Source organism: Lutibacter sp. A64 (assembly GCF_022429565.1).
Classification (GTDB): domain Bacteria; phylum Bacteroidota; class Bacteroidia; order Flavobacteriales; family Flavobacteriaceae; genus Lutibacter.
Genome location: NZ_CP092487.1, coordinates 3,131,306 through 3,143,492 on the forward strand (window position 1 = coordinate 3,131,306; position 12,187 = coordinate 3,143,492).

The 12,187-nt window shown below is 29.0% G+C and carries 13 protein-coding genes; 7 read left to right on the forward strand and 6 right to left on the reverse strand.

Annotated features, from left to right (window positions below; genetic code table 11):
* Entirely contained in the window at nucleotides 1–1,497 is a 1,497-nt protein-coding gene (locus MKD41_RS12795) for a GH3 auxin-responsive promoter family protein (RefSeq protein WP_240242680.1), read from the forward strand.
* A gap of 132 nt (nucleotides 1,498–1,629) precedes the next feature.
* Here MKD41_RS12795 and mscL read toward each other — a convergent pair whose 3' ends face one another.
* From mscL to MKD41_RS12810, 3 genes are all read right to left on the reverse strand, one after another.
* On the reverse strand, nucleotides 1,630–2,034 hold the full coding sequence (mscL, locus tag MKD41_RS12800) for a large conductance mechanosensitive channel protein MscL (protein ID WP_240245040.1): 405 nt from the start codon (nucleotides 2,032–2,034) through the stop codon (nucleotides 1,630–1,632).
* A gap of 63 nt (nucleotides 2,035–2,097) precedes the next feature.
* Entirely contained in the window at nucleotides 2,098–3,207 is a 1,110-nt protein-coding gene (alr, locus tag MKD41_RS12805) for an alanine racemase (RefSeq protein ID WP_240242681.1), read from the reverse strand.
* Entirely contained in the window at nucleotides 3,197–3,817 is a 621-nt protein-coding gene (locus tag MKD41_RS12810; RefSeq protein WP_240242682.1) for a thymidine kinase, read from the reverse strand. Before MKD41_RS12810 ends, alr begins: the two co-directional genes overlap by 11 nt.
* Nucleotides 3,818–3,994: 177 nt before the next feature.
* Between MKD41_RS12810 and MKD41_RS12815 the strand changes: the two genes are divergently transcribed.
* The 4 genes from MKD41_RS12815 to MKD41_RS12830 all read left to right on the forward strand — a co-directional run bounded on the left by MKD41_RS12815 (nucleotide 3,995) and on the right by MKD41_RS12830 (nucleotide 7,346).
* Nucleotides 3,995–4,825: a hypothetical protein gene (locus MKD41_RS12815; RefSeq protein WP_240242683.1), complete on the forward strand. Its 831-nt coding sequence runs from the start codon at nucleotides 3,995–3,997 to the stop codon at nucleotides 4,823–4,825.
* Nucleotides 4,826–5,011: 186 nt separating this feature from the next.
* Nucleotides 5,012–5,647: a hypothetical protein gene (locus tag MKD41_RS12820; RefSeq protein ID WP_240242684.1), complete on the forward strand. Its 636-nt coding sequence runs from the start codon at nucleotides 5,012–5,014 to the stop codon at nucleotides 5,645–5,647.
* 98 nt (nucleotides 5,648–5,745) lie between these two features.
* On the forward strand, nucleotides 5,746–6,747 hold the full coding sequence (locus MKD41_RS12825) for a DNA adenine methylase (RefSeq protein ID WP_240242685.1): 1,002 nt from the start codon (nucleotides 5,746–5,748) through the stop codon (nucleotides 6,745–6,747).
* A complete protein-coding gene (locus MKD41_RS12830) occupies nucleotides 6,744–7,346 on the forward strand; it encodes a DUF4254 domain-containing protein (RefSeq protein WP_240226126.1) in 603 nt (200 codons plus the stop codon). Before MKD41_RS12825 ends, MKD41_RS12830 begins: the two co-directional genes overlap by 4 nt.
* Before the next feature lie 78 nt (nucleotides 7,347–7,424).
* Here the strand turns inward: MKD41_RS12830 and MKD41_RS12835 are convergent, their stop codons facing one another.
* Complete coding sequence (locus MKD41_RS12835; protein WP_240242686.1) at nucleotides 7,425–8,333, reverse strand: outer membrane beta-barrel protein; 909 nt, start codon at nucleotides 8,331–8,333, stop codon at nucleotides 7,425–7,427.
* A gap of 130 nt (nucleotides 8,334–8,463) precedes the next feature.
* Entirely contained in the window at nucleotides 8,464–8,799 is a 336-nt protein-coding gene (locus tag MKD41_RS12840) for an arsenate reductase family protein (RefSeq protein WP_240242687.1), read from the reverse strand.
* A 76-nt stretch (nucleotides 8,800–8,875) separates the two neighbouring features.
* Between MKD41_RS12840 and MKD41_RS12845 the strand changes: the two genes are divergently transcribed.
* Nucleotides 8,876–9,331, forward strand: a complete 456-nt coding sequence (locus MKD41_RS12845) for a DinB family protein (protein WP_240242688.1) — start codon at nucleotides 8,876–8,878, stop codon at nucleotides 9,329–9,331.
* Nucleotide 9,332: 1 nt separating this feature from the next.
* Nucleotides 9,333–10,568 carry a cation:proton antiporter gene (locus MKD41_RS12850; RefSeq protein ID WP_240242689.1) on the forward strand — a complete coding sequence of 412 codons (1,236 nt, stop codon included), beginning with the start codon at nucleotides 9,333–9,335 and terminating at the stop codon, nucleotides 10,566–10,568.
* Between the two features lie 6 nt (nucleotides 10,569–10,574).
* Here MKD41_RS12850 and MKD41_RS12855 read toward each other — a convergent pair whose 3' ends face one another.
* A complete protein-coding gene (locus MKD41_RS12855; protein ID WP_240242690.1) occupies nucleotides 10,575–12,176 on the reverse strand; it encodes an Ig-like domain-containing protein in 1,602 nt (533 codons plus the stop codon).
* Nucleotides 12,177–12,187: the final 11 nt, after the last annotated feature.

Here is a 12,187-nt window from a genome sequence, read left to right on the forward strand (position 1 = left end):
ATGAGTATTAAGTCTATTTTAGCAAAACCATTTGCAAAACTTGTAACTAATAAATTTTATAAAGAAAGTAATAATGCTGTAGAAGTTCAGCAAAAAGTATTTAATAAATTAGTTAAACAAGCTAAAAATACTGCTTTTGGAAAAGATCATAATTTTGATAAAATTAAAAACTATCAAGACTTTAAAAGTCAGGTTCCAATTAGAGATTATGAAGATTTAAAACCTTATATAAATAGAGTAGTTGCTGGAGAATCTGATGTTTTATGGAAAGGAAAACCGCTTTATTTTGCTAAAACATCGGGTACAACATCTGGTACAAAATATATTCCGTTAACAAAAGAGTCTATGCCAATGCATATAAATGCGGCTAGAAATTCACTCTTATTGTATATAAATGAAACTAAAAAAACAGACTTTTTAAATGGTAAAATGATTTTTCTACAAGGAAGTCCAGAATTAAAAGAAAAGAACGGAATTAATGTAGGTAGATTATCAGGTATAACCGCGCACTATATACCTCAATATTTAACAAAAAATAGATTGCCAAGCTGGGAAACCAATTGTATTGAAGATTGGGAACAAAAGATTGAAGCAATTATAGATGAAACTATAAATGAAGATATGACTCTTATTGGAGGAATACCTCCTTGGGTGCAAATGTATTTTGAAAGAATTGTAGCGCGTACAGGTAAAAAGGTAGGTGAGGTTTTTCCAAACTTTAATTTATTTGCTTACGGAGGTGTTAATTTTGAACCATACAGAAATAAATTTGAAGAATTAATTGGTAGAAAAATAGATGCAATAGAAATGTATCCAGCTTCTGAAGGGTTTATTGCGTATCAAGATGCTCAAGATGAAAAAGCAATGATGCTTTTAGTAAATAATGGAATGTTTTATGAATTTATTCCTTCTGAAGAATTTTTTAATGAAAACCCAACTAGAGTTTCATTAGCAGATGTAAAATTAGGTGTAAATTATGTGATTATTTTAAATACTAATGCTGGTCTTTGGGGTTATAATATTGGAGATACTATTGAGTTTTTATCTATTAATCCACCAAGAATTGTAGTTACAGGAAGAATAAAACACTTTATTTCTGCTTTTGGAGAGCACGTAATTGGTAAAGAAATTGAAGATTCTATAAATGCACATACGGTTGGTACAGAGATTAGTGTTAGCGAATTTACAGTAGCGCCACAAATTACACCACAAACTGGCTTACCATACCACCAGTGGTTTATAGAATTTGATAAAAAACCAAGTGATATGGAAGAATTTGCCAAAAAAATTGATGCAACTTTGCAGCAACAAAACAGCTATTATTTCGACTTAATAGATGGTAAAATTTTACAACCATTAAAAATTACAGTAATTGAAAAAGGCGGTTTTAATAAATATATGAAGTCTGTTGGTAAATTAGGTGGGCAAAATAAAGTGCCGCGTCTAGCTAACGATAGAAAAATTGCTGATGCATTAATGGAATTTGAAGAGAAATAAATAAAATTTAATTGCTTGTAAAGTTTATAATATTAAACGCTAGAGAGTAAAAATAGTTATAAAAATGAAAAGGGTTCGCAACTTGCGAACCCTTTTCGAATTAAAGAAAGTTTGGTTAAATTTCTTTAGTTATTATTTTTTAGCTAATAAATCTCTTATTTCAGCTAATAAGTCTTCTTGAGAAGGTCCTTTTGGCTCTTCTGGAGCAGGTTCTTCTTTTTTCTTAGTAGCATTAATTCCTTTTATCATCATAAACATTACAAAAGCAACAATAATAAAATCAATTACATTTGTTAAAAAATCACCATATAAAACGGCAACTTCGCCAACAACTTTACCAGCATCATCTGCAACCCCTTCTTTTATAATATACTTTAAATCTTTTAGGTCTGAATTAAATAATAACCCAATAAGTGGAGAAACAATACCTCCAGTAAATGAAGTTACAACACTTTTAAATGCTGCGCCCATAACAAAACCAACTGCAATATCAACAAGGTTTCCCTTCATTGCAAAGTCTTTAAATTCTTTTAACATTCCCATTTTTATAATTTTTAGATACTAATTAGTGATGCTAAAGTAATAAATTTTTTTATAGCATTAACAAATTTTTAACAAACGTCTTATTCTTTGAGAGATTGCAGTTAGAATTTCATACGGAATAGTGTGTATTGCTGCTGCTAATGTTTCAATATGAAATTGGTCTTTATAAACTAAAACTTCATCACCTTCAAAACAATCTATATTTGTAACATCAACCATAATCATATCCATACAAACATTTCCAAGAATAGGAGCTTTTGTATTGTTAATATAAACAAAACCCTTGCCATTATGTAATTGTCTAGAAATTCCATCAGCGTGGCCAATTGGTATAGTGGCTGTTTTTATAGTTGAATTTGCTTTAAAAGCTCGGTTATAACCAATGGTTTCACCTTTTTCAATAGTATGAATTTGAGAAATTACAGATTTTAAAGTCAATACGTTTTTTAACTGTTTGGTGTATTTGTCTTCATTTCCAAAACCAAACAAACCAATTCCTAATCGTACCATATCAAACTGAGCTTCGTTCGCATAATTTATAATACCCGAAGTATTTAGCATATGCTTAAAAGGTATGTTTGGTAATTTACTGGTAAGTGTTGCTGCTAGTGTGTTAAAAGTAGTAATTTGTTGCAAGGTAAATGCATGCTCATTTAAATCTTCACTAGCTGCTATATGAGAAAATACAGAAGCTATTTTTACAGCAGTTTGGTTGTTTACCAGGTTGCTAATTTCTGCAATTGATGTTTCTGTAAAACCCAATCTGTTTAAACCAGTATTAAATTTAATATGAATAGGGTAATTTTTAAGATTTAAAGTAGAAGCAGTGTCTATAAAAGCTTTTAAAATATTTATGCTATAGATATTTGGCTCTAAATTAAAACGAATTATTTTTTCAATATTTACTTTTTGAGGGTGTAATACTAAAATTGGAGTTTTAATGCCGGCATTGCGTAGTGCAATACCTTCATCTAAATATGCAACTGCAAAGTAAGCTACTTTTGGAGCTAAATGTTTTGCAATTTCTACGGCGCTTGATCCATAACCAAAAGCTTTAACTACTATAAGAATATTAGTAGAAGGTTTAAGTTTAGATTTAAAAAATTCTAGATTAAAATCAATAGCATTAAAATCTATTTCAAGCACAGAAACGTGGTTATTTTCCATCTTTTTTATGTTGTTCTGCTTTTGTTTTTTTTTCTTCTTGTAGTGCTTTGTAGTATGCAGCTCTACTTAAAGGTTCGTATTCTTGTGTTTCACCTAATAAAACCAAATCTTCACTAGCGGTAGTTCTGTGGCTAAAATGTGCTAAATTTCCAGTTCGTGTACAAACAGCATGTACTTTAGTAACATATTCTGCGGTTGCCATAAGTGCAGGCATTGGTCCAAACGGATTTCCTTTAAAATCCATATCTAATCCAGCAACAATTACCCGAATACCTCGGTTTGCTAAATCATTACAAACAGCTACAATTTCATCATCAAAAAATTGTGCTTCATCAATACCTACAACTTCAACATCGGTTGCTAAAAGTCTTATATTTCCAGAAGAAGGTACAGGTGTTGAGCGAATTTCATTAGAATCATGAGAAACTACTTTTTCCTCATCGTACCTTGTATCTATTTCGGGTTTAAAAATTTCTACTTTTTGTTTTGCAAACTGGGCGCGTTTTAACCTGCGGATTAGTTCTTCTGTTTTACCAGAAAACATAGATCCACAAATAACTTCTATCCAGCCAAATTGTTCGGTATGATTTACTGTATTTTCAAGAAACATTTTGTAATTTCACGCTTCAAAGGTTATTGTATTTTTTTTGTTAAAAACGAATGCAATACTTAAAAGTATATTTTTTCGAATTAAATAGTTTAATTTGTAATACAGAAATTACTGTTTTCTGAATTCGTACAAATTTATTAAAAATAACACATCAATAATCAATAAAGATATCAACTTATGCACAAAAAATTAGAAGCTGAATTAGAGCGTCTGGCACATAGTATTTTAGAACTAAAAAATAATGATGTAACTATTTTGCATAAAAAGGCACATGCTATTTACGAAAAATTAACAATTTTAAAATTTGTTGAAGAAAATTTAAATAGTTCAAATAATTTTGAAGAAGTTGATACGCAGTCTGAAAATGTTGTTAAAGAAACTGTTGAAGATGTAAAGGAAATGCCAAAAATAGAAGAATCAGTAGCACCAACTTTAGCTAAAGAACCTGAAATTACCAATACGGTAGCTTCTATTGTTGAAGTAGCAAAAGAGTTAGAAGAAACACCTGCTTTAATTGAAAAAGAACAATTAGAGTTTTCTATTGAAGATACTCCACCAGTTAAAGAAGAGGTAAATACAGCTTCTAAAGAAGTTATTGAAGAGGTTGTTGAAAAAGTAGCTGTTCCAAAAATTACTTTAGAAGAAGAATTTAAAGATGCTATTTCTGCAGATGTTGCAACCAATCTTTTTGAAAAAGCAACTAAAGAAAATCCAGTTGTTAAAGAGACTCCAACTCCGGTTGTTTCAGAAAAGAAACGCTCTATAAATGATACATTATTTAAAAGTAATTTACAAATAGGTTTAAATGATAGAATTGCATTTGTAAAACATTTATTTGAAGGAAGTCAAGAAGATTTTAATAGAGTCTTGTCGCAATTAAACTCATTTAAAACAGAACAGGAAGCTAAAGACTTTTTAAATAATTTTGTAAAACCTGATTATAATTGGGACGATAAACAAGAATATGAACAACGTTTAATAGATCTTATAGAACGTAAGTTTTTGTAGGTTGATATAGTCTCATAATCTATTAATAGTCGTTATGCTGAACTTGTTTCAGCATCTCATTTCTTTTTTTACTAGAGAATGTGAGTTTTTCTTAAAAGGAGGTATGAATTCCTATTTTCACAGGAATGACAGATTAGAGATATTACTTCCTTTGCTTCACAAAATCATTTTTACTAAATTAGTAGAATGAACATTTTACAGCTAGAAAAAGAATTAAAAAAAAGATTGGATTTTCCTTATGTCTGGGGAAGAAAGCAGACCAATAATTTTGACAGTGCTACTAATTTTATTTATAAAACAAACAGTTTTAAGGCGCTTTTAGCTCAAATTGATGCAAATTTTAAGAATCAGGATAATTATGTAGATTTAAAAAATTATGCCTTAAACAGGTGGTTTAATTTTTGGTCAGCAAAAGCAATTGAAGCTTTTTTTTGTGAACATGAGCATGTAACTGCCCATAAAAATTCAAAAGATAAATACACCGATTTTTATATTTCAAACATTCCTTTTGATCATAAAACAACTGTTTTTCCAAAGGGTTTTAATAAATCGTTGCCTTATGCCATAGAGCATACACAAGAACTTATAGAATGGTTCTATAAAAATCAAAGTAAGCAAAAGAGATATCATTTAAAAAACCGGCTTTTTTTAGTTGTATTAGATTTTAACAACCCAAAAGATAGTTGGAAATTAAAGTCCGAAATTTTATGGCTACAAAATATTGTTTCAACTTATTTAAGTACTTTTGACGCTCAAAATTTAGAAAGTTTTTATTTTCAAAATCAGTTGATAAAGTCCGATGTTATTTGGGCGATTAAATAGTTAGCAGTTTGTCGGTTTAGAGAAGTAGAAGCCTTTGTGAAATAAAAATACGACTGAGGTAAACAGAGGCTTGCAGTAACATAAAACAATATTAAATAGTGAATTATATAGGTTCTAAACATAAATTAGCTTCGTTTTTAAAAACTTCAATAAAAGAAGTAGTTGGTGAAGATCTTTCTCAGCTTGTTTTTTGCGATTTGTTTGCAGGTACAGGAATTGTGGGACGCAATTTTAAGCCTTTAGTAAAGCAGGTAATTGCAAATGATGTTGAGTTTTATAGCTATGTGTTAAATAGAAATTATATAGAAAATCACACGCCAATTGCCATAGAAGAAAAATTCGATTTTTTAAATAATTTAGAAGGAGTTGAAGGTTTTATTTTTCAAAATTATTGCGAAAACGGAAGTGAAGGCAGGTTGTATTTCTCTTCAGAAAATGGAAAAAAAATAGATGTTATTCGTCAGCAAATTGAAGTGTGGAAAACTACAGACACAATAGATACTAATACGTATTATTTTTTGTTAGCATCTTTAATTGAAAGTGCAGATAAAGTAGCAAATACAGCATCGGTTTATGGAGCTTATTTAAAAAATATAAAAAAATCTGCACAAAAAAAAATGCTTATTGAGCCAGCTGTTTTTGGAATTACAAAAAATACGCATCAAGTTTTTAATGAAGATGGGAATGAATTGATAAAAAAAATAAAAGGAGATATTTTATATTTAGATCCGCCATATAACGCACGCCAATATGGTTCTAATTACCATTTGTTAACTACTATTGCTAAATACGATTCTTTTAAACCGCAAGGTAAAACAGGTTTAAGAAGCTATTATAAGTCTTTATATTGTAAGAAAAATGAAGTTAAAAAATCCTTCGTAGAATTGATAAAAAATGCTAACTTTAAATACATTTTTTTAAGTTATAACAACGAGGGTTTAATGTCTGAAAATGAGATAAGTAGCGTTATGAGTGCTTTCGGAAAATACAGCTTAAAAACAACCGATTATCAACGCTTTAAAGCCGATAAAACAGAAAACAGAAATCACAAAGCAACTAAGACAGTTGAATATTTACATATTTTAGAGAAACAATTATGAAAGCAGAACAATACAACAAACTTTTTGATGAAGTAATCGAAAAATATCACATTATAGATAGTGTAGATCAACCTTTTGAAAATCCGTATGATAAAAATTCTTTTGAGCATTTATTGTACAGAAAAAATTGGATAGATACTGTGCAATGGCATTATGAAGATATTATTCGTTTACCAGATATTGATCCTGTTGAAGCTATAGTTTTAAAACGTAAAATTGATGCTTCAAACCAAGATAGAACAGATATGGTGGAGTATATTGATAGTTACTTTTTAAATAAATTTAAAGATGTAAAAGTAAAAGAAGGTGCAAAAATTAATTCTGAAACACCTGCTTGGGCAATAGACAGACTTTCTATTTTAGCTTTAAAAATTTATCATATGAACGAAGAGGCTACAAGAGAGTCGGCTTCTGAAGAACATAGAGCTAAATGTCAAGAAAAATTAAATGTGTTGTTAGAGCAACGTGTTGATTTATCTACTGCAATAGACGATTTATTAGCAGATTATGCTTCTGGTGATAAATACGTAAAAGTATACAAACAAATGAAAATGTATAACGATGAGGATACAAACCCAATGTTATATGCTAAAAAATAATATTTTTTTGGTTAAAATAGAAGAGGCTGTTTCAAATATTTGAAACAGCCTCTTTTTGTGTATTAGATTTTAATACACTTATTTTTTACCAAAAGTATATGTAATACCAATGTTAATACCAATTGAGGAATAAGGAACAGTAGATGATAGTGATTTTGAAGGGTCACTATTTAAAGGGTCTAGCGAATCTACATAACTAATTTCGCTAGGCGCAGCGATAGTTCCAAAAACTGGATGAGCTAAAGGGGCATCACCTAAATTCCATACCATTGAAGGTACTGCGGTTGCTCCTACTACACCTGCAGGGATTGCAGGAGTTGTAATAGTCAATTCTGTATATTCAGAGTTGTCTCTGGTTACATTAATTCCTAAATACTCCACTTCCGCAAATAAGTTTAAATTATCTGATAACCTATATTTATAACCAAAAGTGGCTGTAAATCCTAAAGGAATTCTTCCATGATAATCTGCTTTTCCTTCAGATAAAATAGGGTCAATTCCATAAGCACTTAAAGGAGTATAAGTTTCTCTATTGAATTCTGCTTCGGTTTTACCACCAACTTTAGTAATAGCACCAATTTTTCCATACACATGTTGATTAAAATTATAAATTAATGCGGCTGTTAGTCCGTAGGCTCTACCATGTCCAGTTCCGTCGGTATATTCGGAAATAGATTCAGCACCAGCATCTGACTTATTGGTTTTATAGTAGCTAATATTTTGGTCTGAACCGTGTAAATATGCGAATCCTAATTCAGCACCAAACATTTCGTTAAAAAAATATCCTGCTTTAATTTGACCATTAATTCCTTCTCCATAACTACCATAATGGTTTGTTGCCTTAGATTGATCTGCATTTAATGATGTTCCAGTTAAAATACCTGCACTTCCAATTGAAAAACCTCCTGAGGCAGATACATAAAACTCTTGTGCACTTGCACTTGTTGCTATTATTAAAGCAACTAATAATAATAAATGTTTTTTCATAATTAGTTATATTGTTTAGTAAAAGCACAATATAGTTTTTATAAAAAATATTTCAAACGAAAAATGTTATATTTGATATAAATTATGATATTTGCTTTAAAAATGTAATAATCTCGTTTTTTGTTGAGGTTTATTTAATGAAATTTGCTAATTTTTTAGTATTTCCTACAAAAACTTTGTCATTATCGACAATTACTGGTCGTTTTAAAAATGTATACTCATCTAAAATTAACTGTTTGTAGTCTTTTTCGCTTAAATTCTGATTTTTTAAATCCATCTGTTTATACTTTTTAGCCCTTTTACTAAATAAAATTTCATAGTTTTTGGTTAATTCGTATAATTCTTCTAATTGTTTAACAGTTATTGGTTCGGTTTTTATTTCTTGCAAAATGTATTCAGAAGTGTCCATTTCTTTTAAAATTCTTCTACAGGTATCACAAGTTTTTAAGTAATAAATTTTTTTCATTGTATATAAAATTAGTATAAATGTAAATTTACAGCGTTTTTATTTTAAATTTGAATGAATTATAAAAAACAATAATATGAAAAGAAAATTTGACGATTTACTTCAAACAAGAAAACTTCTTTTAAAAATTACAACTAATTTAACCAACGAACAATTAAATAAAATTCCTGAGAGTTTTAATAATAATATTGCTTGGAATATGGCCCATTTAGTTGTTACACAACAATTACTGTGTTATAGAAATTCGGGGTTAAAATGTTTGGTTTCTGAAGAAATGATAGAGAAATATCAAAAAGGTACTGCTCCAAATGGTACAATAACTGCTGAAGAATTTGAAGAAATCAAAGAATTATTATTGAAATTGCCTGTAAAATTAGAAGATGATTATGAAGTTGGAGTTTTTCAAAACTATAAAACATATTTAACAAGTATTGGTGTAACTTTAAATACAATTGATGATGCCGTGCAATTTAATATGTATCACGAAGGAATTCATTTAGGTGTTATTTTACAGTTATTAAAGTTTATATAAAATGAGTTTATTTGCCATTATTTCTACATTAGTAGTTATTGCTGCCCTTTTTGGTTATATAAATGTTCGGTTTTTAAAAATGCCAACTACTATTGGTTTAATGGTAATTACAATTGTTTTTACATTGTTGGTTTTAGCAACAAGTATGTTTAACAATACGTTGTTAGAACAAGAAAAGTTATTTATAGCCCAAATAGATTTTAAAACGGTGCTATTAGATGTAATGTTGAGTTTTTTACTGTTTGCAGGAGCTTTACATACCAATTTTCAACAATTAAAAGTACAGAGAAAACCAATTTTAATATTTGCTACATTTAGTACTTTAATTTCAACTTTTTTAACCGGAATTTTTTCGTTCTTTTTATTAAAACTGGTAAGCTTAGATGTTAATTTTATTTATTGTTTACTTTTTGGTGCTTTAATATCTCCAACCGATCCAATAGCTGTTTTAGGAATTTTAAAACAAGTAGCTGCTCCAAAAATATTGGAAACTAAAATTGTAGGAGAATCTTTATTTAATGATGGAGTTGGGGTTGTAGTTTTTTTAACTATTTATCAGATTGCAAAAGGTAGTGGAACCGTAACTTTTGGAACTATTGCTGAAATGTTTTTAGTTGAAGTTGTGGGTGGAATTGCTCTGGGTTTATTACTTGGTTGGTTTACATACAGACTTTTAAAATCTATAGACGATTATGATGTTGAGGTGATTATTACACTTGCTGCTGTAATGGGAGGAACTGTTTTAGCACAATACTTACATTTATCTGCTCCGTTAGCAATGGTAACTGCTGGTTTAATAGTTGGTACAGATACGGTTAGAAAATCTTCTATGAGTAAAGTTACGGAACAATATGTAGATAAGTTTTGGGAATTGATTGATATTCTTTTAAATACGGTATTGTTTGTTTTAATTGGAATGGAATTATTAATTCTTACATTTAATAGTAAGTTTATTTTAGCTGGTTTGTTATTGGTCCCTACTTTATTGTTTGCACGTTACTTATCGTTAATGTTGCCTATTAAATTATATGCTAAAAAATTAGATTTTGTTCCAAAAACCAATTTAATTATGACTTGGGGTGGTTTGCGTGGAGGAATTTCTATAGCATTAGCATTGAGTTTAACTACAGAAATGCACCGCGATTTATTTTTAGTAATTACTTATATAATAGTTGTCTTTTCAATTATTGTACAAGGATTAACCGTGGGTAAATTAATACAAAAGATTGTTAAATAAAATAATTTAGTCTACGGTAAAAGTTTCATTAAGTTCAAAGTTTGCTTTCAGTTCAATTTCTTTATCAAAAAACTTTATTTTTTCAGGTTGTCGTTTTTCTAAAAAGTTACCTGTATCCCAAATTCCATTATTATTTATATCTGTTGTAACTCTAACAAAATATATTCCAGGTTCTAAAAAATCAAATTTAACGGTGCTTAGGTCGCTTATTTTAGCAACTCTAACTACTTTATCTTTACTATCTATTAATTCAATTATAAAAGAAGATTTAATCTTGCTTTTTATGGTAGCATTTATAATTCCGTAATCTTTAGCTAATTTGGTGGTAGCGTTAAAAGTTAAAGTGTCGTTTACAGTTTTATAGATATCTGTAATAGCATTTGGTAGTATTTCAACATTGTATTTAGAGTCTGGTTTTCTATCAAAATTTAAATACAATTTGGTTTTAGATTTTGCTAAAATTGGTTCAAAATTCACTTTAATAGAGTCTTGAACTTTTACTGAAATAAAAGAAGTGTCAACTTTAATAATTGGTGTATTAGAAATTATAGAAAGTGTATCAATTAAATTTAATGTACCGCCGCCGCCATTCTGAATTCTTAAAGTATCTTTTTTAGAGCTTCTTAATCGCGCACTAAATTCTTCAAAATAATCGCCTTTAGTTACGCTAAAGTTTAAAGAATCTGCTTCAAAAGGAGAGTACCAATAGTTAATAGTATCTTTATTGGCTTCGTAAATAATTTCAGATTTAAAATCGGGTGGTGTTTCAGATAAAAGTTCAATTATTAAATCGTCAGCTTTTCCTTTAAAACCAAAAATTAAATGACCGCTATTTACTTCTTTAGGTTTTATTACTTTTAATTCTGGTATTTCTTTAAAAATTGTAAAGTTGTATACGCTATCGGTTGGTAATGTTACGGTGTCTTTAACAAAACCTATTTTGTCGATATCGGGATCGTAAATTTTATTGTTATTGGCATCTTTTAGTGCTATAAGTAAATACTTTCCTTTTTTAACATTTGTTATTTCAAATAAGGAAGAGTCTAAAGTATTTGAGATATAACGTGGTTTTTGTTTAAAAATAACAGAATCTGTATATGCAGTATCATATTCATACAGCATTATATCTAAATTTTTTACTGTTTCTTTTACTGATGGGTCTGTAACTTCACCTTTTACTTCTAGAGAATCTATATAGGTTCCTGTAGAAAATACATATTTAAAATTTCCTAACTTATTTTCTTCATTGTTATCAACTATGCTGTTTCCAAAGTTGTACGAGTATGTGGTGTTAGCATCTAATGTGTCTAGAATTTTTATTGAAATAAATTTACTTGCAGTTCCGGTAGGTGTTATTACAGGTTCATTTTTTTGAGGAGGCGAAATAATAAGTTGCGTATTAACATCTTTTAATTTAATATACTCATCAAAATATATTCTTATTTTCTTTTCCTTAAAATTTACAGTTTTATTACTAGGTATAGCTTTTTGTAATACAGGAGGAATAGTGTCTTTAGCTCCACCAGTTGGAGTTCCTCTTTTTGCACAACTAGAAAGTACACTTACAAGTATTAAAACACTTAATAATTTTAATAAAGATAGCCTCATATAAATTTATT